Raw genomic sequence first — 20,650 nt, 5'->3', positions numbered from 1 at the left:
TACTGATCAGCGAAGGATGCTATTCGCGCGAGCGCACGACGCGCGCCGGAGACTGTGCATGATCAGGCGCGCTCGCGGAGGGCTTTCGCGACGCGCTGCACGGACACCGCCTCGGCCGTTCCGAGGCGCTGGGCGAAGAGGGACACCCGAAGCTCCTCCAGGAGCCAGCGCACGTGGACGAGGGACGCGGACATCCCGGGGGTTTCGGGAATGGTGCCGCCGGCCTCGTCGTAGAGGGCGCGGGCGCGTTCGAACTCGGTCATCCATGCTCGGTCGCGTCCGGGGTTCTCGCTCAGCTGCTGGAGACGGATCTTCACCGCCTCCAGGTAACGGGGCAGGTGAGCGAGCCGGGCGAGACCGGTGGCGGAGACGAATCCGGGCCGCACCAGCGCATCCAGCTGGGCGCGGATGTCTCCGAGCGCCCCCAGAAGCGCCATGCTGGTCGTGCCCTTGAGGAGCTTGCCGGCCTCGCGGTGCAGATCGAGGATGCGGGAGATCAGGCCCACGGTCTGGAAGGTGCGGTCGATGACGGCCGCGGAGACCGCATCGCGCGCGCGTTCGAAGTCCGCTCGGGTCCGGACGACGCCGGGAACGGTCGCCGCGATCACCTCGTCGGCCACGGCGACGCGCGCGTCCTCGATCAGCGCACGCACGCCGGAATACGGGGATGCGGCAAGGGAGAGCTTCTCCTTCGAGGTGAGATGCTCCTGCACGTACGACACGGGCGACGGCACATGCAGCAGTACCAGCCGGCGCACGCCGAGGCGCGTCATGCGCTCCGCCTCCGCCGGATCGGTCAGCACGCGAATCGACACGGACTCGCCGTCGTCGGACAGCGCCGGGTAGCCACGCACGACACCGCCGGCTACCTTCGTGTCCACCTGCACGGGCAGCTCGTCCAGGTCCCAGTCCGTGATGCCGCTGCGTTCGATGGTGCGCTGCGGCGCGGCGGCGACGCGGTCGGGGGAGGACGTGGGCGAGCGCTGCAGCGAGGAGGCGACGGAGTCGCGCGCGCGGTCGGCGAGTCGTGCCTGCAGGGCGGCGAGGTCGCGGTCGGAGTCGATGGCCCGTCCCCGGGCGTCCACCGCGCGGAACGACATCGTCAGGTGCGCGGGCACCCGATCCAGCTCGAAGGCGTCCGCGGACACCGGCTGGTTGGCGATGGGCTGGATGCGCCGGGCGAGCGCGGCCGCGAGGCTCGTGGCCGGAAGCCCGTCCGTGTCCTCCGGGCCGGTGCCGGCCAGCTCCGCGGAGAACTTCTCCGCCCAGTCGGCGGCGGGCACCACGTTGCGGCGGATCGCCTTGGGCAGCGCACGCAGCATCGCCGTGATGAGTTCGTCGCGCATCCCGGGGACCTGCCAGTCGAACCCGTCGGGTCGGAGACCGGCGAGCAGGGGGAGGGGGACCACGACGGAGACGCCATCGTCGGCCGCTCCGGGCTCGAACCGGTAGGCGAGGTTCAGCGTCTGGTCGCCCTGCGTCCACCGGGAGGGGAAGTCGTTCGCATCGGAGCGGTGTGCGCGATCGACGAGGTCCTCCTCGCGCATCGTCAGCAGCTTCGGGGTGCGCGTGATGCTCTCCCGCCACCACGCCTCGAACGAGCGCACGTCGAAGACGTCGGCCGGGATCCGGGCCTGATAGAAGTCGAAGACCGCTTCATCGCCCACCAGGATGTCGCGGCGGCGCTCGCGCTCCTCCTGCTTCTCCAGCCGGCGTCGCAGCTCATGATTCTGGCGCAGGAACTGCGTGAGGTTCTGAGGGAGGCGGGACGGATCCCACTCGCCCTCGACCAGCGCGTGCCGCACGAACAGCTCCCGCGCCGCCGCCCGATCCACGCGCGCGAACTGCACGCGTCGGCGGGGGACGATCTCCACGCCATAGAGCGTGACCTTCTCGTACGCCATGGCCGCACCCGACTGCTTGGACCAGTGCGGCTCGCTCACGGAACGGTGCGCCAGATCGCCGGCGAGCGACTCCGCCCAGGCCGGGTCGATCGCGGCGACCGTGCGTGCGAAGAGACGGGAGGTCTCCACCAGCTCCGCCGCCATGACGGCCTGCGGCGAACGCTTGCGCAGGCCCGAACCGGGGAAGATCGAGAACGTGATGCCGCGCGCACCGCGGTACTGCGTGATCTTGCGCCCCTTCTCGGGACGCTGACCCGGGACCTGTCGCGGAGCGGAACGCTCATCGAGCACGCCGATCTGGCTCAGCAGGCCCGACAGCACAGCCTGATGGATCGCATCGGCCTGTGCGCCGGGGATCCGGCTTCCCTCGCGCGGCGCGGCGTCGGCGGACCGGGAATCCCGGCGCGGCGCGCGGCGGGCGGATCCGGACCGTTCGGCCGGACGCTCGCGCTCGCGACGGGCCACGTCGCGGGTGAGGCTGGTGAGCTGGCGATGCACGTCGAACCACTCGCGCACGCGGACGTAGTTGAGGAACTCCTCACGGCACAAGCGTCGGAACGCCGACGACCCCAGCGCTTCCCGCTGCTCGTTCAGGTGGTTCCAGAGGTTCAGCAGGGTGAGGAAGTCGCTGGTCGGATCCGTGAAGCGGGCGTGCTTCGCGTCGGCCTGCTCGCGCTTGTCTTCGGGGCGCTCGCGGACGTCCTGGATGGAGAGGCCGCCGACGATGGCGAGGAGGTCGCCGAGCACACCGGTGCGTGCCCCCTCCAGGAGCATGCGGGCGAAACGCGGCTCGATCGGCAGGCGCACCAGATCGCGGCCGATACGGGTGAGCTGGGGGCCGTCACGTCCCTCACGCACCGCGCCGAGCTCAGTGAGCAGATCGATCGCGGCCTTGATGTTGCGGGAGTCCGGCGGCGTGAGGAACGGGAACGCGGCGATGTCCCCGAAGCCCAGCGACAGCATCTGCAGCACGACCGAGGCGAGGTTGGTGCGGAGGATCTCGGGGTCGGTGAACTCGGGGCGGCGCTCGAAGTCCTCCTGCGCGTACAGGCGGATCGCGATGCCGTCGCTGGTGCGGCCCGCGCGCCCGGATCGCTGCTGCGCGGAAGCCTGGGACACGGCTTCGATCGGCAGCCGCTGCACCTTCGAGCGCGTCGAGTAGCGCGAGATGCGGGCGGTGCCGGTGTCGATGACGTACTTGATGCCGGGCACCGTGAGGGAGGTCTCCGCCACGTTGGTGGCGAGGATCACCCGGCGACGCACTCCGGCCACCCGCGACGGCTCGAACACCCGGTGCTGGTCGGCGGCCGACAACCGGCCGAACAGCGGCAGGACCTCGACAGGCGCCGTCGTGCTGCGAAACGCCCCGCGCACGGCGTCCGCGGCATCGCGGATCTCCGCCTCGCCGGGCAGGAACACCAGGACGTCGCCCGGGGCCTCGCGGTCGAGTTCCTTCAGTGCCGCCACGATCGCATCGATGTCATCGCCGCTGTCGTCGTTCTCGCCGTCCTCGTCCTGCTCGGGTGCGCGATAGCGGATCTCCACCGGGTAGGTGCGTCCGGAGACCTCGATGACAGGGGTGGGGGAGCCGGGGCGCCCGAAGTGCTTCGCGAAGCTCTCCGGATCGATGGTCGCGGACGTGATGATGACCTTGAGGTCGGGCCGCTCCGGAAGGATCCGCACGAGATAGCCCATGAGGAAGTCGATGTTGAGCGAGCGCTCGTGCGCCTCGTCGATGATGATCGTGTCGTAGCGGCGCAGCAGCCGGTCACGATGGATCTCGTTGAGGAGAATGCCGTCGGTCATCAGGGCGATCGCGGTGTCGTCGCTCACCTGGTCCGTGAAGCGGACCTTGTAGCCGACGAGCGAGCCCAGCTGGACCCGCATCTCCTCGGCGATGCGCTCGGCGATGGTGCGCGCGGCGAGCCGCCGCGGCTGCGTGTGGGCGATGCGGCGCCGCCCCAGTTCGTACGCGATCTTCGGCAGCTGTGTCGTCTTTCCGGAGCCCGTGGCACCGGCGACGATCACCACCTGGTGGTCGCGGATGGCAGCGGCGATCTCGTCGCGCGCCGCACTGACCGGCAGTTCCGGGGGATACACGATGACGGGCGCAGACATAGCCCTCCAGTCTCTCATGCGCGGCACGGTGACGGCGGCGCCGGCCTGAAACGAGGGGATGTGCGCGAAACGAGGGGAATCGGGCCGGTTCGGCGCTCCTCTCGGCGCATTCCCCTCATTTCGGGACGCGGTGGACGGATGACCGGATGCGACGAAGCCGGCGCGCGGGGGCCGAAACGGTGGTTGCATAGGACGATGAGCATTCCGACCCTCACCCTCAATGACGGCACCTCGATTCCCCAGCTCGGCTACGGCGTCTTCAAGGTGCCGCCGGCAGACACCGAGCGGGCGGTGAGCGAGGCGCTGGAGATCGGCTACCGTCACATCGACACCGCGGCCATCTACGGCAACGAAGAGGGCGTCGGCGCTGCGATCGCCGCGTCCGGCATCCCCCGCAACGAGCTGTACGTCACCACGAAGCTGTGGAACGACCGGCACGACGGCGACGAACCGAACCGCGCCATCGAGGAGAGCCTCACCAAGCTCCGTCTCGACTTCGTCGACCTGTACCTCGTGCACTGGCCGACGCCCGCGAAGGACAACTACGTCCACGCGTGGCAGAAGGTCGTCGAGATCCGTGACGCGGGCCTGACGCGTAGCGCCGGCGTCTCCAACTTCCTCGTGCCTCACCTCGAGCGTTCGGTGGCGGAGGTGGGCGTGGTCCCCGCCGTCAACCAGATCGAACTGCACCCGCGTTACCAGCAGCGCGAGATCGCCGAGTGGGCCGCGCAGCACGACGTGAAGATCGAGGCCTGGGGGCCGCTCGGACAGGGCAAGTACGATCTGCAGGAGTTCGCCGCGATCAGCGACGCCGCTACCGCCCACGGCAAGTCCGCGGCCCAGGTGGTGCTGCGCTGGCACCTGCAGGAGGGGCGCATCGTGTTCCCCAAGTCGGTGCGCGCCGAGCGCCTGCGCGAGAACCTCGACGTGTTCGACTTCACGCTGAGCGACGCGGAGGTCGCTGCCATCACCGCACTGGATGAGGGAGCGGCCGGCCGCGTGGCCTCGCACCCCGACGACGTCAACTGAGACCGTGGCGTCCCGGCTCGCCGACGCGATCAGCCCGTACCTGCGCACCCACGCCGCTCATCCGGTGGCGTGGTACCCGTGGGGCGAGGAGGCTTTCGCGCACGCGCGGGACCGGGACGTCCCGGTGCTCGTCTCGATCGGTTACTCCACCTGCCACTGGTGCCACGTCATGGCACGAGAGTCGTTCGCAGACCCCGAGACCGCGGCGATCCTCAACGCCGGCTTCGTGGCCGTCAAGGTGGATCGGGAGGAGCATCCGGAGGTCGACGCCGCATTCCTCGCCGCCGCGGCCGCCTTCACGCGTGATCTGGGGTGGCCCCTCAATGTGTTCGTCACCCCCGATGGCCTCCCGCTCTACGCCGGTACCTATTGGCCCCCGGTGCCGGTCGCGGGGCGCCCCGACTTCCGCTCCGTGCTCGCCGCGGTCAGCGAAGCCTGGACGCAGCGGCGCGACCAGGCGGAATCGATCGGGCGGTCGATCCGCGGTGCGCTCGCCGCCGCGGCTCCCGTCCCCGCGAAGCAAAGCGACCTGGTGCAGGCGGTGGGTGCGGCGCTTGATCGGCTCCGCGAGGCGGAGGACGCCCCGTATGGCGGTTTCGGTACCGGAGCGAAGTTCCCCCTGCCGACGGTGTTGCGATTCCTCCAGGCGCCGGGGCTGCCGGTCACCGCCGCCGAGATCCTGCACCGTGCGCTGAACGCGATCGAGCGCTCACCGCTGTTCGATCCGGTCGACGGCGGGGTCTTCCGCTACGCCACCCGGCGCGACTGGACAGAGCCGCACTACGAGCGCATGCTCATCGACAACGCGCAACTGCTGCAGGTCGCGACCGCGGCCAGGCAGGCGGGCCTGGCCGCGCATCTCGGTCGCTTTCTGCTCGATGTGCTGCAGCAGCCCGGCGGCGGATTCGGCGCCGCACAGGATGCCGAGTCGATCATCGACGGGGAGCCGTCCGCCGGGGGGTACTACACCTGCCCGGCGTCGCGGCGCGCGGAACTGGATCGTCCCGCCATCGATGGCAAGGTCATCACCGGCTGGAACGGCCTGGCCATCGGTGCGCTGGCGGAGGCCGGCGCACGCCTGGATGATCCCGAGCTCATCTCCGCGGCCGAACGCGCCGCGTTGGCCGTGCTCGAGATCAACGGCGCGGACGGCGTGTGGGTGCGTGCTTCGGTGGACGAGATCCGCGGTCGTGCTGCCGCCGGCGTCGCCGATCTCGCCCAGCTGGCCGGCGGCCTGTTCCGGCTCGCGATCGCGACGGGCGACAGCCACTGGGCGGTACGGGCGCGAGACCTGCTCGCCGAGGCGCCGAGCCGCTCGGGTGATCCGGTGCTCGGGACGCTCGGCATCACCGTCCCCGGCGACGTCTCCGACGGTGACGAGCCGTCTGCCCCCGCGGCCCTCGCCGACGCCCACCTTCTGGCCTGGATTCTCGGCGCAGGCGACGAGCACCGTCACGCGGCGGAGGACATCGTGCGCCCGCATCTCGCGACTGCGGCGGCCGCGCCCCTGGCACACGGCGCGCTGCTGCGCATCGCCGCTGACATCTCCCGTCCCTCGCGGCAGATCGTGGTGGTCGAACCCGACGCCGGACCGCTCAGCCGCCGGGCGCGCGAACTGCGGGCGGACCTCGTGGTGTGCGTCACACCGGCCCAGGCCGAGTCCTTCGCTGCGGCCGGTTTCTCCCTGTTCGCGGGCCGCAGCGGCCCCGCAGCCTACGTGTGCGAGGAGTTCGTCTGCCGGCTCCCGATCACCGATCCCGCCGACTTGGCCTGATCAGATCCAGGTGGGCAGCCACATGTGCAGCTGCCAGTAGTCGCGCGACGTCGCCATTCCAGTCCACAGCGGCAGGAAGAAGACCGAGAGCGCGACGGCCACGGCGATGATCACGCCCGTCACGATCCGCCAGGCGCGGCGCTCGTCAGGTGGCCCGGATTCGCTGAGTCGCTGCAGCACCAGCGCGATCGCCATCATCATGAACGGTTCCATGATGACGGTGTAGAACTGGAAGATCGTGCGCTCGGGAACGGCCAGCCACGGCAGGTACGAGGTCGCGAACCCGACCAGCACGATGGCGTAGCGCCAGTCGCGGAAGCGCACGAGACCGTAGAGGAGCACGAGGGTCGCGATCGCGCCAATCCACCACAGGGCGGGATTCGGGATGGAGGTGATGGCCTCGGCGCACGCGTTGGTCTTGTCCGGGTCGCACGAGGTGGAATCCCAGAACATGGACGTCGGGCGCACCAGGAACGGCCACTGCCACGCCGGGCTCATGTAACTGTGCGGCGTGCTCAGCCCGACATGGAACGAGAACGAGTCCATGTGGTACTTGTACAGCGCCACGAACGGATTGGAATCCGAGTCGCGCATGTAGCCGCCCGAGGTGACCAGCCAGCCGGTCCACGACAGCAGATACACGACGAACGCGACGGGGACCAGCAGCACGAACGTGGCCGGTGCCTGACGGCCGATCGCCGCGGAACCCCACATCTTGATGCCGGCGCGGCGCCGGGCGAACGCGTCGGCCGCCACGAGGTAGATGCCGAAGCCGGCGAGGGCGTAGAAGCCGCTCCACTTGACTGCACCGGCCGCACCGAACGCGATGCCTGCGGCGATCAGCCAGGGGCGATTCCACATGGTGGGGCCCGTGAACGAGTCGGCCGACCGTGCGATGCGCGCCATCGTGGGGCGATGATCCAGCAGCACGAAGTAGACGCCCAGCAGGACGAAGAAGGTGAGGATGCCGTCGAGCAGCGCCACGCGGCTCATCACGATGGCGATGCCGTCGATGGCGACGAAGCCCGCGGCGATCGCGGCCCAGGCGATCGAGCGCGTCATGCGGCGCATGATGAGGTAGACCACCAGCACCGTCAGGACACCGAACAGCGCCGTCGAGAAGCGCCAGCCGAAGCTGGAGGCGCCGCCGAAGATCCACATCCCCGCAGCGATCAGCCATTTGCCTAGCGGCGGGTGCACGACGCGCGCGCCGCTGGTCTCGAAGATGTCCGTGTCGCCGGCGGCGAACTTCTCGTTGGCGCCCTCCGGCCAGTTGGCCTCGTAGCCGAGGTGAGACAGCGACCAGGCGTCCTTGACGTAGTAGGTCTCATCGAAGACGAGCTGATGGGGGTGATCGAGACCGGTGAAGCGGATGAGAGCCGCGACCAGCATGAGCAGTCCCGGAACCACCCACTCCACGGCGCCGCGCCAGTGATCCGGGATGTCGCGCAGAACCGGGGTGGCAGCGCGCCGCGCCCACCAGCGAGCCCAGGCCTCGCGAATCCCGGGACCGACGTAATCGGGCCGCTCGCGGGCGGTGTCGGCCGGTCGTTCGTCCGCAGCGAGGAGCGTCGTCGCTCCGGTGGCTGACGCGACATCCGTCGCGCCGGGATCGGTGCCCACGGGCGCGGGCGCGGTGCTCTCGGCGGCCGCAGGAAGCAGCTCATCGCGGTCACGGGGTTCGGTCACGGCGTCCAGCCTAAGCTGGAACCGTGATCATCCTCGCGGCCACGCCCATCGGCAATCTCTCCGACGCCTCGGCACGGCTGGTCCAGGCGCTGGAGAACGCCGAGGTGATCGCCGCGGAGGACACCCGTACCACGATCCGGCTGCTGTCGGCGCTGGGTGTTCAGAACCGTCCCCGGCTGCTGGCGCTGCACGATCACAACGAGAAGGCGAAGGCCGCCGAACTCGTCGCCCTGGCTCGCGACACCGATCTGCTCGTGCTGTCTGACGCCGGAATGCCGACGGTCAGCGATCCGGGTTACGGACTGGTGGCTGCGGCCGCCGCTGCAGGTGTCACGGTCACCGCGATCCCCGGTCCGAGCGCCGTCATCACCGCGCTCGCCGTCTCGGGTCTGCCGACGGACCGCTTCAGCTTCGAGGGCTTCCTCCCGCGCAAGCAGGGAGAGCGCCGCTCGGTGTTGCGCCGCCTGGCCCGAGAGTCGCGCACCATGGTGTTCTTCGAGTCGCCGCAGCGGCTGGCGGCTTCGCTCGCCGATGTGGCGACCGAGCTCGGAGAGGGTCGCCGGGTGGTCGTCGCCCGAGAACTCACGAAGCTGCACGAGGAGATTCGTCGCGGCACCGCGGCCGAGCTTGCCGCGTGGGCGGCCGAGGGGGTGCGGGGAGAGATCGCCGTCGTCATCGAAGGCGCCACCGCCGCGGATGTGCCGTTCGCCGATGCCGTCACCCAGGTGCAGAGCCTCGCCGCGAGCGGGATCCGGCTGAAAGACGCGTGCGCCGAGGTCGCCGGGCTCACCGGCCATTCCTCGCGCGAGCTGTATCAGGCGGCTCTCGCGGCGCGCGGCTGAGCGCGGGAGGTCATACGGCGGGAGGCTCGCGGCTCACCGCCTAGAATCGAGGGGTGAGCACCGGCGATTCCTTCTACATCACCACCCCGATCTACTACCCGAGCGATGTTCCCCACATCGGGCACGGGTACACGACCGTGGCGGTCGACACGCTTGCGCGCTGGCACCGCCAGGCCGGGGATGACACCTGGATGCTCACGGGCACGGACGAGCACGGCCAGAAGATGCTGCGTGCTGCAGCCGCCAACGGGGTGACGCCCCAGGAGTGGGTTGACAAGCTGGTCACCGAGGCCTGGTTCCCGCAGCTGGAGACCCTCGACATCGCCAACGACGACTTCATCCGCACGACGCAGGAGCGTCATGAGGAGCGCGTCAAGAAGTTCGTGCAGGCCATCTACGACCGCGGCTACATCTACGCGGGCGAGTACGAGGCGCTGTACTGCGTCGGCTGCGAGGAGTTCAAGCCCGAGTCGGAGATCGTCGACGGCACCGGCCCGTTCGAGGGTTTGAAGGTCTGTGCCATCCACTCGAAGCCGCTGGAGCTGCTGCAGGAGAAGAACTACTTCTTCAAGCTGAGCGAGTTCCAGGACAAGCTGCTCGAGCTCTACAAGGAGCGCCCCGACTTCATCCGTCCCGAGTCCGCCCGCAACGAGGTCGTCTCGTTCGTCCGGTCCGGCCTCAAGGACCTGTCCATCTCGCGCTCCGCCTTCGACTGGGGTATCCCGCTGCCCTGGGACGAGTCGCACGTCATCTACGTGTGGGTCGACGCCCTGCTCAACTACGCGACCGCCATCGGGTTCGGCGACCAGGACGGCGAGTTCGAGCGCCGCTGGCCCGGCTACCACGTGGTGGGCAAGGACATCCTCCGCTTCCACGCCGTCATCTGGCCCGCGATGCTCATGGCCGCAGGACTGGAGGTGCCGAAGGGCGTCTTCGCGCACGGCTGGCTGCTGGTGGGCGGCGAGAAGATGTCCAAGTCGAAGCTCACCGGTATCGCGCCCACCGAGATCACGGACGTGTTCGGCTCCGACGCGTACCGCTTCTACTTCCTCTCGGCCATCGCCTTCGGGCAGGACGGCTCGTTCTCCTGGGAGGACCTCGCCGCGCGCTACCAGGCCGAGCTCGCCAACGGCTTCGGGAACCTCGCCTCGCGCACGGTCGCGATGATCGAGCGCTACTTCGAGGGCATCGTTCCCGCACCCGGCGCCTACGCCGACGGCGACCTGCACATCCAGCAGGTCGTCGCGGACGCCGTGCGCGATGCCGACGCCGCCATCGAGCGGTTCCGCACCGATGAGGCGATCGCGGCCATCTGGACGATCGTCGACGCGCTGAACCAGTACATCACCGACAACGAGCCGTGGTCGCTGGCGAAGGACGATGCGCAGCGTGAGCGTCTGGGCACCGTGCTCTACACCGCGGCGGAGGGGCTCCGCGCGCTCGATGTGCTGCTCAGCCCGGTGATGCCGAAGGCCACGGAGAAGCTGTGGATCGCACTCGGCGCCGCAGAGTCGCTGGGCCGGCTGCAGGACCAGCCGCTGCGCGAAGCCGGGACCTGGGGGGCGCTGAAGCCGGGGACCTCCGTCAACGGCCTCGCGCCGCTGTTCCCGCGCGTGGAGACCGCGTGACCGCGAGCGGAAACGGCGGCACGGGTGACGGCATCAGCAACTACGTCACCCAGCGCCGCGCTGACGGTCGCGACCTGCGTTATCCGGAGGCGCCCGAGCCGCTGCGCGTGCCCGTGTACGACAACCACGCCCATCTGGAGATCCTCGACGGCGACGAGCCGCTGAGCTTGGATGAGCAGCTGGAGCGCGCCGCGTCCGTGGGCGTGGCCGGCGTGATCAACGCGGGTGGCGACATCGAGTCCTCGCGCTGGTGCGCTCACGCCGCCGCAACGCATCCGCGGGTGCTGGCAGCCGTGGCCATCCATCCCAACGATGCCCCGCTGTACGAGGCGGCGGGCAAGCTGGATGAGGCCATCGCGGTGATCGACGAGCTCGCGGCCCAGCCTCGTGTGCGCGCCATCGGCGAGACCGGGCTGGACTTCTTCCGCACCGATGATGACGGTCGCCCGGCCCAGTACCGCTCGTTCGAGGCGCACATCGCGCTCGCCAAGAAGCACGACATCGCGATGCAGATCCACGACCGCGACGCGCACCGTGAGGTGCTGGACACCCTCGCGCGTGTGGGAGCCCCGGAGCGCACCGTGTTCCACTGCTTCTCCGGAGACGCCGAGATGGCGCGCGAGTGCGCTGATGCCGGCTACTACCTGTCGTTCGCGGGCAACATCACGTTCAAGAACGCGCAGAACCTGCGCGATGCGCTGCGGGTCACGCCGGTGGAGCGGATCCTCGTGGAGACCGACGCGCCGTTCCTGACCCCCACTCCGTATCGGGGTCGCCCCAACGCCTCGTACCTGATCCCGATCACACTGCGGGCGATGGCTGCGGAGCTGAACCTGGACGAGGACGTCCTCGCCGCCCAGGTCGCCGAGAACACCGTGCGTGCCTACGGTTCCTTCACGAACTGAGTCGACACCCGTTTCATTGCGCGCAATTGGCTCCAAACCTCCGGGTTTTGGAGCCAATTGCGCACAATGAAGCGGACGAGCCAGGACAATAGGGCTCATGCGAGAGCAATCGCGAGCGGATTCCGCGTCCGACATCCGGATGGCGTCTGACGCGTTCGCATCGCTGTGGGCGGACCAGTCCCGGCGCGCGTGGCTGAACTCGGCCCTCGTGCCGGTGCTGCTGACCGTCGTCGGCATGCTGCTCCTGCTCGGCACGATCGCGGAGGCGGGTTCCGGCCCCCTCACGCTGCGCGCCGTCGCCGAGGTGGTGCCGGTCGAGCGGGTCTCCGAGCTGGTGGTGGACGCGGTGGACGCCTCGCGCATCTACATCCCGGTGGCCGCGGCGGCGTTCACGGTGTTCGTCACCATCGTGATGTTCACCGCGCTGGCATCGACGGACTCCGCCGAGCGGACAGCGATCCTCCTGCGACTGCGCTCGGTGGTGCAGATGATCCTCGCGGTGGGATGGACCCTCATCACGGCCCTCGGCGTCCTCGTGGCGCTGAGCGGAGTGGATCCGTGGCCGATCCTGCTCATTGCCATCGTCCAGCTCCTGTTGACGGCGGCGTTCGCCACGCTGTCGGCGCTGTACCTCGTCGTCGGCAACACCGGGATGCGGGTGTCGCAGGTGCGACGGGTCATCAGCGCCGAGACGGCCTTGCGCGATGATCTGCGCGGCGAGGCGCGAGCGCATCCGCTCTGGCCGCGCGTGCTGGCGTGGACCGGTGTCGTGCTGGTGATCGACGTGGCGGCGGCCTTCGTCGTCTTCCACGGGGATGCGCGCCCGGAGGGCATCGCGCTACGGGCCATCTCGATCGTCGTGCTCCAGGCGGGCTACACGCTGCTGCTGACCTTCCACCGCTACCTCGAGGTGCGGCGCCCGAGCGCGGGCGGGTGGTTTCCACCGGCAGGGCGCATCGTGCTCCTCGCCGTCGTCTGTCCGCTCCTCGCAATCGTCGCGGCGCTCGCTCTCGGCGACAGATCCGACTTCGACGGGTGGGCCGTCGCCGTCATCGTCGCGCTCGTGATCGTGGTGCCGCTCGTGGCCGTGCTCTCGCCCCGCGTCGGCGTAGGCAGTGCCCTGTCGGGGGTCGCCGCTCGCAGCCTCGACGCCTCCGTGCAGCGATACACGCTTCACCTGCGTGCCCTCGAACGGCAGGAGGCGCACGACGAGGCGGAGCCGCGCATCGGCGATCAGTCGGCGTCGTCCGACGAGTCCCCGTCCGACGAGTCCTCGTCCGACTGAGCCGTCTCCTCGGCCGGCCGTGCCGCCGCGATCTGCGAGATGGGCCGCCAGACGAACACCAGGGTGATGGCCGCGCCCACGAACGCGAACCACCAGGGTGCCGTCAGCCCCCAGGTCTGGGCGAGGACACCGCCGATGCCCTGCCCGATGACCATGCCGCCGAACACGCCCACCATGTTCACCGCGCCGATGCGCCCTTGCAGCTCATGGGGGACCAGGCGCTGGCGCACCGTGGTGGAGATCGCACCCCAGATGAACGAATACAGCCCGAAGCCGAACATGATCACCAGCGCGATCACCCCCGAAGTGGTGAGCGCGAACGCCAGGTGCATCACCACCTCCAGCGCGAGGCAGACGCGCATCAGCGTGGCGAACGACACATGACGCTCCAGCCAGCCGAACATGCCGGTGGCCAGCAGGCCGCCGATGGCCGATGCGGTGGTGAGCGCGCCGTACCCCACCTCGCCCATGCCGAGGTGCTCGGTCGCATACAGCACCAGCACGCCCCACGGAGCCGCCCAGGTCACATTGAACACCAGGATGATGATCACGAGCATCCGCACCGGCGGGTTGCGCCACAGCCAGCGCACCCCCTCGGCGATGTCGGTGTGGACGGAGGTGGGTGCGGTGTTCTCCCTCGGAGGAATGGGGGTGTGGGCGATCCGGGACACCAGGATGGCGGCAAGCGCCACGCACAGCGCCTGCAGGAGGAACGGCCAGAAGGACCCGATGGCGAACAGGAATGCACCGAGCGGCGGGCCCCCGAACTGATTGGCGACGAGGAAGCCGGCCTGCAGCCGGGAGTTCGCGATGCCGAGGTCCTCCTTCCGCACGAACATCGGCAGCAGCGTGCCGCTGGTCGTGTCCGCGAAGACCTCGGCGCAGCCGTACAGGAACGCTGCGGCGAGAACGATCCAGATGTTGGCGGTGCCGGTGAAGAGGAAGACCACCAGCGCGAGGATCAGCACCACGCGCACCGCGTTGGCGCCGATGACCAGGCGCCGGCGGTTGAACCGGTCGGCGATCGCCCCGGCGTGCAGCCCGAACAGGAGCCACGGCAGGAACTGCAGCATCGCGCCGGACGCCACCAGCACGGGGGACGAGGTCATCGAGGCGATCAGGAGCGGCCCCGCGGCGAGCATGATGCCGTCGCCGAGGTTGCTCGACCACGACGCCGTCATCAGCCATCGGAAATCGCGACCGAGCCGCGCGGGGGCGATGCGTTCTCCGAGCCAGCTCACCCGTCGATCCTATTGAGGACGGCGGACATCCCGTGCCCGTGTCAGGGAGGGCGTTTCGGGTACGGGAGAATGGACACATGACCGTGTCCCTGCTCGGAGCCGCCGAGATCCGCCGCCTCGCCGCCGAACTCGACGTCACCCCGACCAAGAAGCTGGGGCAGAACTTCGTCGTCGACGCCAACACCGTGCGCAAGATCGTCACCGCCGCACGGGTGCAGCCGGACGAGCGCGTCGTCGAGATCGGTCCGGGTCTCGGCTCCCTCACCCTCGCCATCCTGGAGACGGGGGCGAGCGTGACCGCGGTGGAGATCGATCATCGTCTGGCGGCGCGGCTGCCGGAGACGGCGCGCGAGCGCGGAGTGCTCGAGGGAGCGCTCACCGTGGTGGATGCCGACGCCCTGCGCGTCACGGAACTTCCCGGGGATCCGACGGTGCTGGTTGCGAATCTGCCGTACAACGTGTCGGTGCCGGTGCTGCTGCACTTCCTGGAGACCTTCGACACCATCCGGCGCGGTGTGGTCATGGTGCAGGCGGAGGTCGCCGAGCGGCTGGCCGCAGGACCCGGGTCGAAGGTCTACGGGTCGCCCAGCGTGAAGGCGGCGTGGTACGGATCGTTCGCGCTCGCCGGCACCGTCTCCCGCCAGGTGTTCTGGCCGGTGCCGAACGTCGACAGCCTCCTGGTGGGCTTCCACCGCGACGAGCAGCCCCGCGGTACCGAGGAAGAGCGCCGCGCCACGTTCGAGATCATCGACGCCGCTTTCGGCCAGCGCCGCAAGATGCTGCGCCAGGCGCTGTCGAACGTGCTCGGAGGTTCGGCGGCCGCAGCCAGCGAGGTGCTGGAGCGCGCCGGCGTCGATCCCACCGCGCGCGGTGAGGCGCTCACGGTGGAGGATTACCTGCGGATCGCCCGGGCGCGCTGACCGCCTTCATCGCGCGCGAATCGCGCCTATCCGTCCACTTTTGGAGCGTATTGCGCGCGATGAAGCGGGGGAGGGGTCACGTGACCTCCGCGAAACACGAGCCCGCTAGCCTGGTGGGGTGACTGAGAATCCCCGCTTCCGCCCCGGCACTCCTGACACCCATCGTCCGTACGTCGCCGCCGAAGCACGGTACGACCGCGGCGACTACCGTCGCGTCGGGGAGTCGGGCCTCTACCTGCCGCCGATCTCCCTGGGTCTGTGGTGGAACTTCGGCGACAACGTGCCGTTCGACAACCAGCGAGCCCTGCTGCGTCACGCCTTCGATTCCGGGATCACGCACTTCGACCTCGCCAACAACTACGGTCCGCCCTACGGATCCGCGGAGACGAACTTCGGCCGCATGATCCGCGAGGACTTCGCGCCGTACCGCGACGAGCTCATCATCTCCTCCAAGGCCGGGTGGGACATGTGGCCCGGTCCCTACGGGTTCCTCGGAGCGCGGAAGTACCTCATCGCCAGCGCTGAGGCCTCGCTGACACGGATGAACCTCGACTACGTCGACATCTTCTACTCGCATCGCGTCGACCCGGACACCCCCATCGAGGAGACGGTCGGCGCGCTGGACACCCTGGTCCGCCAGGGCAAGGCCCTGTACGTCGGCATCTCCTCCTACAGCGCCGAGCGCACCGTGGCGGCCAAGGCGGTGGCGCGCGAGCTCGGAACGCCGCTGGTCATCCACCAGCCCGCGTACTCGATCCTCAACCGGTGGATCGAGGACGGCCTCACCAAGGTGCTGCGGCAGGAGCAGATGGGGGCGATCGCCTTCACCCCGCTCGCCCAGGGCCTGCTGACCGACAAGCATCTGGGCGACGGAGTAGCCGATCGATCCCAGCAGCGCGGCTCGCTCCGCGAGATCACCGCCGACGAGCGCGAGGCGCTGCGGTCGCTGAACACGATCGCACGCGAGCGCGGTCAGTCGCTCGCCCAGATGGCCATCCAGTGGGTGCTGCGCGATGAGGTCGTCGCCTCCGCGCTCATCGGCGCATCGCGTCCGCAGCAGCTGGATGAGAACCTCGGCGCGCTGGACGGACCGGCGTTCGACACCGAGGAGCTCGAGCAGATCGACGCTCTCTCCGATGCCATCGACGTCAACCTCTGGGCAGCATCGGCGGATCTGTGAGCATCGGCGCGTACGAACCCGGCACAGCCCCGGTCCGCGTGCGCGCGGCGGGGAAGGTGAACATCCACCTCGGCGTCGGCGAACTGCAAGACGACGGGTATCACGAGCTGGCGACAGCGTTCCAGGCGCTGTCCTTGTACGAGGAGGTGACCGCCACCGCGGCGGAGGACTTCTCACTCACCGTGGAGAGCGACGGCTTCATCGACGTCACCGATGTGCCGGTGGACGACTCGAACCTCGCCCTGCGAGCGGCGCGCCTGCTGGCCCAGAGCACCGGTGTGACATCGGGCGTCCACCTGCACATCCGCAAGGGCGTGCCGGTGGCCGGCGGGATGGGCGGGGGGTCAGCCGATGCCGCTGCGGCGCTGGTCGCCTGCGATGCGCTGTGGGACACGCGGCAGTCCTCGGCACAGCTGCACGAGCTGGCGGCTCGCCTCGGCGCCGACGTGCCGTTCGCCCTGCTCGGCGGGACGGCGATCGGCACCGGGCGTGGCGATGAGCTGACGCCTGCCCTCACGCAGGGACGCTTCGACTGGGTGCTCGTTCCGAGCGAGATCGGCATGTCCACGCCACAGGTGTATGGCGCCCTGGACGAGATCCGTGTTCGTCACCGCGCAGACCTCCCCGTGGTTCCTCTGCGACCGCGTGTGGATGATGAGGTGCTTCACGCGCTGCGAGCGGGGGACTCGCGTCGGCTGGCCGAGGCGCTCGGCAATGATCTGCAGGTGGCTGCGCTCTCCCTGCGGCCAGACCTCGCCGACACGATCGACGCGGGCCTGCGCGCCGGAGCGCTGGCGGGCATCGTCTCCGGTTCCGGTCCGACCATCGCCCTGCTGTGCGCGGACGCCACGGCGGCGCTCGCGGTGCGCGATGAACTGGCGGCGGTCGGGTACGTCGGCGTTCACGCGCACGGACCCGTGCCGGGCGCTCGCATCGTCTGATCGCGACTCGATGTCGCCGGCACCCGATAGCGTGAGGTGAGCCCACGACGCTGGAGGAACACATGACTGTCGACGCCGAGACCTTCCGCACCGCGCCCCTCGACGAACAGGCCGCCGCAGAGATCGCCGCGCGCGGACTGGAGGTGCGTCTGGCGGAGGACGAGGAATCCACGCTCGCCTGGCGTGCCGCGGTGCGCCGCGGATTCCAGGACCGTGAGCCGGAGGAGCGCAATCACGAGGCAGGTCGCCCCGGCACCGCATATCGTCGCCGGCTCGGCGTGTACGACGCCGCGGGCGCTCTGCCGGATATGCCCGTCGCCACGTTCGCCACCTGGCTGAGTGAGCTCACCGTGCCGGGCGGGCGCGCGGTCCCAGCCAGCGCGATCAGCTCCGTCACGGTGGCCGCCACGCATCGGCGTCGGGGCCTTGCCCGATCCCTCATGGCGGGGGAGCTGCGGGAAGCGGCGCGTGCGGGGCTGCCGGTGGCCATGCTCACCGCCTCTGAGGCGACCATCTACGGCCGCTTCGGATTCGCCGCCGCAGCGGCGGCCGCCACGTGGCGCATCGATACGCGACGGGCCGGGTGGCTGAGCGGTGATACCCCGGGGCGGATCGACTACGTCTCCCGGGAGGACGCACGCCGCATCGCGCCGGAGCTGCACGAGCGCATCCGCCTGCGTCTTCCGGGCGAGGTGATCGTTCCGGGACCGCACTGGGACGACATGCTGCGCCTGCGGGGCGACGCGGAAGCGGCGGGTGCCGTGCGCGCCATCCAGTATCGTGATGCGGCCGGTGAGATCCAGGGACTCGCGGCCTTCACCCTCGATCGCACGCCACCCACGCCGGCCACGCTCGAGGTGGTCTTCCTCTACGCCGCGACCGACGACGCCTACGCAGCGCTCTGGCATTTCCTCCTGGAGCATGACCTGGTGGGCACGGTCGTGGCCACCGAACGATCCACGGACGAACCGCTGTGGTGGATGATCGCCGACCAGCGTGCGGCCGAGATCAGGCTCCGCGATCACCAGTACGTCCGCATCGTCGATGTCGCAGCCGCGCTTCAGGCGTGCCGCTACGAGCAGGCGGGATCCGTCGTGCTCGACGTCACGGACCCGCTGGGGATCACCGCCGGCCGCTACCTTCTCGAGGTGGCCGATGACGGCACTGCTCAGGTGCGGATCCTGAGAGAAGGTGAGGCGACAGGGAGCGTCCCGCTGGCATCCCTCGGGATCGCTGAGCTGTCAGCCATCTACCTCGGCGGTGTCCGTGTGCGAACGCTCGCTGCGGCCGGGCGTATCCGCACCGATGCGGTGGACCGGGTGGACGCGCTGTTCCGCGGCAGCGTCACCCCGTGCCTCACCTTCTGGTACTGAAACGCGGCCTGGTACTGAAACGCAGCCTGGTACTGAAACGCGGCGCGGCGGGGTCCAGCACGCCGTGGCGCCGCGGGGGTGCTGCTGGCCGGCGCCGGGCTACGGCGTCGAGCCGACGCCGAGGTGCACCTCGGTGACGGACGGTGTGTGGGTGATGATGAGCTTCAGCATCGCCGTCTCATCGGTGCTCATGCTGGTGAGCGCGGCGCGAATCGGCTGGGTCTCGGTCATCGCGGCATCGGCGATGGCTTCGGCGAACGCGGACGTCGCCTCGTGAGCCTGCCAGGTCTTGGGGTCGGTGAGGACCGCGGATACCGTGTCCTCTTCGCCTGGGACGGATGCCACCCCCGTGAGTGCGGCGAGTGAGTCGCAGTCCAGGCCCAGCACCGTCTTGGCCTCGGTGTCGACGAGCAGATTGAAGGTGACGCCGGGCGTCGTCGAGGGGGTCGGCACATCCTGCAGCGCGTCCGCGGTTCCCTCCACGGTGGTCGATGCACTCGTCGACCCGGCGATGCTGGCCGTCGCCTGAGCCCCGCAGCCCGTCAGCGTCGCTCCCATCAGGAGCGCGGAGAGCGCGAGGGCGTGTCGGATGGGTCGTCGCATGGAGTGGAGGGCCTCCGCGTCGGGCGCCGCAGGTGCGGGCAGGTTCGTGTCATCGCCGGATCGTCAGAGGGGGAAACGACACGTCGAGGCCGGCGGGAGAAGCCTGCCGGAACCACGAGCATACGAGGGGGAGCATCAGCGACAGGGCCTGCTCAGCCACCCGTGATGAACCTGTGACGACCTCGTGATCTGCGCGTGACCTCGCGGGTGCACCGGGCCGCTTAGCCGAACAGTGCGCCCAGCGCGACCTCCACCATGGGGCCGAAACGCGTCTCGCGCTCGTCGGAGTTCATCTCCTCGCCACGGATGATGTGATCGCTGATGTTGCAGACGGCGAGGGCTTCAACCCCCTCGCGCATCGCGATGCCGTACAGCGCAGCGGCCTCCATCTCGACGGCGAGCGTGTGGTGCTCGATAAGCCCCTTCGTCTGCTCCGGACGGTCGGAGTAGAAGGTGTCCGAGCTGAAAAGCGGGCCCACCCGGTGGGCGAGTCCCTTCGACCGAGCGGTTGCGACGGCTCGCTCGAGCAGGTCGTAGCTGGGAACCGCGCTGAAGCGAACACCGGGGATGCGGAAGTCGGCCATGGACGAGTCGGTGTGCGCGGCGTTCGCGATGACGACCTCACCAAGCTGCACCTCATCGGCCATGCCGCCGGCCGTGCCGACGCGGACGATCCGCTTCACCCCGTAGAAGCGGATGAGCTCGGTCGCGTAGATGCTCATCGACGGCATTCCCATGCCGGAAGCCATCACCGAGATGTCATGACCGTTCCAGGTTCCTGTCCATCCTTCGATGCCGCGGACCTCGGTGACCAGGCGCGGGGAGTCGAAGAAGGTCTCAGCGATGCGGCGCGCGCGACGCGGGTCACCGGGCATGAGGACCGAGGGAGCGAAGTCACCGGGCTGAGCGCTGATGTGAGCGGTGGGCATGGGATTCCTTCCGTCGGGCCGAGCGGCCCTCCCAGCCTAGTCCGGGTGCTGTTCTGGCGCCCTCGCAGGGTCAGTGCACCCTGGCGGGTTCTTGCTCGGTCGAAAGGCGGGTGGCAGAGGTGAGGCGCACGGCATGCCTCCGTGTGCCTCCTCGTCGTGAATCGCGTCCCCAGTGCGCCGTGGGGGAGCTGTGATCACAGCGCGCGGAATCGTCTCGGTCGAGCGGTGCATTCGCACCTCGGCCGTGCCTACTATATGTGGCACGGTCTGGGGGCTGGGATGGACGATG

15 protein-coding genes are annotated in these 20,650 nt (G+C 69.6%); 10 read left to right on the top strand and 5 right to left on the bottom strand.

Annotated elements, in window-relative coordinates:
- Positions 1 to 62: 62 nt before the first annotated feature.
- On the bottom strand, positions 63 to 4,022 hold the full coding sequence (hrpA, locus tag ACIQJ5_RS10245; RefSeq protein WP_402843488.1) for an ATP-dependent RNA helicase HrpA: 3,960 nt from the start codon (positions 4,020 to 4,022) through the stop codon (positions 63 to 65).
- Between the two features lie 195 nt (positions 4,023 to 4,217).
- Between hrpA and ACIQJ5_RS10240 the strand changes: the two genes are divergently transcribed.
- Together ACIQJ5_RS10240 and ACIQJ5_RS10235 are read left to right on the top strand one after the other, a co-directional pair.
- A complete protein-coding gene (locus tag ACIQJ5_RS10240; protein WP_231092299.1) occupies positions 4,218 to 5,051 on the top strand; it encodes an aldo/keto reductase in 834 nt (277 codons plus the stop codon).
- A gap of 4 nt (positions 5,052 to 5,055) precedes the next feature.
- Positions 5,056 to 6,825, top strand: coding sequence for a thioredoxin domain-containing protein (locus tag ACIQJ5_RS10235; protein WP_402843485.1), 1,770 nt, complete (start codon positions 5,056 to 5,058; stop codon positions 6,823 to 6,825).
- Here the strand turns inward: ACIQJ5_RS10235 and ACIQJ5_RS10230 are convergent, their stop codons facing one another.
- The gene (locus ACIQJ5_RS10230) at positions 6,826 to 8,514 is read right to left on the bottom strand and encodes a dolichyl-phosphate-mannose--protein mannosyltransferase (protein WP_402843482.1); all 1,689 of its coding nucleotides are present in this window, start codon (positions 8,512 to 8,514) and stop codon (positions 6,826 to 6,828) included.
- A gap of 23 nt (positions 8,515 to 8,537) precedes the next feature.
- Between ACIQJ5_RS10230 and rsmI the strand changes: the two genes are divergently transcribed.
- From rsmI to ACIQJ5_RS10210, 4 genes are all read left to right on the top strand, one after another.
- Positions 8,538 to 9,356 (top strand): 16S rRNA (cytidine(1402)-2'-O)-methyltransferase, encoded by an 819-nt coding sequence (rsmI, locus tag ACIQJ5_RS10225; RefSeq protein ID WP_231092302.1) that lies wholly within the window; start codon positions 8,538 to 8,540, stop codon positions 9,354 to 9,356.
- 53 nt (positions 9,357 to 9,409) lie between these two features.
- Positions 9,410 to 10,984 (top strand): methionine--tRNA ligase, encoded by a 1,575-nt coding sequence (gene metG / locus ACIQJ5_RS10220; protein WP_402843479.1) that lies wholly within the window; start codon positions 9,410 to 9,412, stop codon positions 10,982 to 10,984.
- Positions 10,981 to 11,889, top strand: a complete 909-nt coding sequence (locus tag ACIQJ5_RS10215; protein WP_402843476.1) for a TatD family hydrolase — start codon at positions 10,981 to 10,983, stop codon at positions 11,887 to 11,889. The genes metG and ACIQJ5_RS10215 overlap by 4 nt, the downstream gene beginning before the upstream one ends.
- A 97-nt stretch (positions 11,890 to 11,986) precedes the next feature.
- Entirely contained in the window at positions 11,987 to 13,174 is a 1,188-nt protein-coding gene (locus tag ACIQJ5_RS10210) for a hypothetical protein (RefSeq protein WP_402843473.1), read from the top strand.
- On the opposite strand, the gene ACIQJ5_RS10205 is transcribed toward ACIQJ5_RS10210, so the two are convergent.
- On the bottom strand, positions 13,123 to 14,415 hold the full coding sequence (locus ACIQJ5_RS10205; protein ID WP_402843470.1) for an MFS transporter: 1,293 nt from the start codon (positions 14,413 to 14,415) through the stop codon (positions 13,123 to 13,125). The genes ACIQJ5_RS10210 and ACIQJ5_RS10205 overlap by 52 nt on opposite strands.
- A 77-nt stretch (positions 14,416 to 14,492) precedes the next feature.
- Between ACIQJ5_RS10205 and rsmA the strand changes: the two genes are divergently transcribed.
- From rsmA to ACIQJ5_RS10185, 4 genes are all read left to right on the top strand, one after another.
- Positions 14,493 to 15,335, top strand: a complete 843-nt coding sequence (gene rsmA / locus ACIQJ5_RS10200) for a 16S rRNA (adenine(1518)-N(6)/adenine(1519)-N(6))-dimethyltransferase RsmA (protein ID WP_402843467.1) — start codon at positions 14,493 to 14,495, stop codon at positions 15,333 to 15,335.
- Positions 15,336 to 15,453: 118 nt separating this feature from the next.
- The gene (locus tag ACIQJ5_RS10195; RefSeq protein ID WP_402843464.1) at positions 15,454 to 16,515 is read left to right on the top strand and encodes an aldo/keto reductase; all 1,062 of its coding nucleotides are present in this window, start codon (positions 15,454 to 15,456) and stop codon (positions 16,513 to 16,515) included.
- Positions 16,512 to 17,456, top strand: coding sequence for a 4-(cytidine 5'-diphospho)-2-C-methyl-D-erythritol kinase (locus ACIQJ5_RS10190; protein ID WP_372459806.1), 945 nt, complete (start codon positions 16,512 to 16,514; stop codon positions 17,454 to 17,456). Before ACIQJ5_RS10195 ends, ACIQJ5_RS10190 begins: the two co-directional genes overlap by 4 nt.
- A 62-nt stretch (positions 17,457 to 17,518) precedes the next feature.
- Complete coding sequence (locus tag ACIQJ5_RS10185) at positions 17,519 to 18,829, top strand: GNAT family N-acetyltransferase (protein ID WP_402843461.1); 1,311 nt, start codon at positions 17,519 to 17,521, stop codon at positions 18,827 to 18,829.
- Between the two features lie 99 nt (positions 18,830 to 18,928).
- On the opposite strand, the gene ACIQJ5_RS10180 is transcribed toward ACIQJ5_RS10185, so the two are convergent.
- Complete coding sequence (locus ACIQJ5_RS10180; RefSeq protein ID WP_231092309.1) at positions 18,929 to 19,432, bottom strand: hypothetical protein; 504 nt, start codon at positions 19,430 to 19,432, stop codon at positions 18,929 to 18,931.
- A 221-nt stretch (positions 19,433 to 19,653) separates the two neighbouring features.
- On the bottom strand, positions 19,654 to 20,361 hold the full coding sequence (gene deoD, locus ACIQJ5_RS10175; RefSeq protein ID WP_231092310.1) for a purine-nucleoside phosphorylase: 708 nt from the start codon (positions 20,359 to 20,361) through the stop codon (positions 19,654 to 19,656).
- Positions 20,362 to 20,650: the final 289 nt, after the last annotated feature.

Source organism: Microbacterium sp. GXS0129 (genome assembly GCF_044769785.1).
In the GTDB taxonomy this organism is placed as follows: Bacteria; Actinomycetota; Actinomycetes; order Actinomycetales; family Microbacteriaceae; genus Microbacterium; species Microbacterium nymphoidis.
Note: the sequence above shows the minus strand (reverse complement) of the source record. Positions and strands in the feature narration are given on the sequence as shown.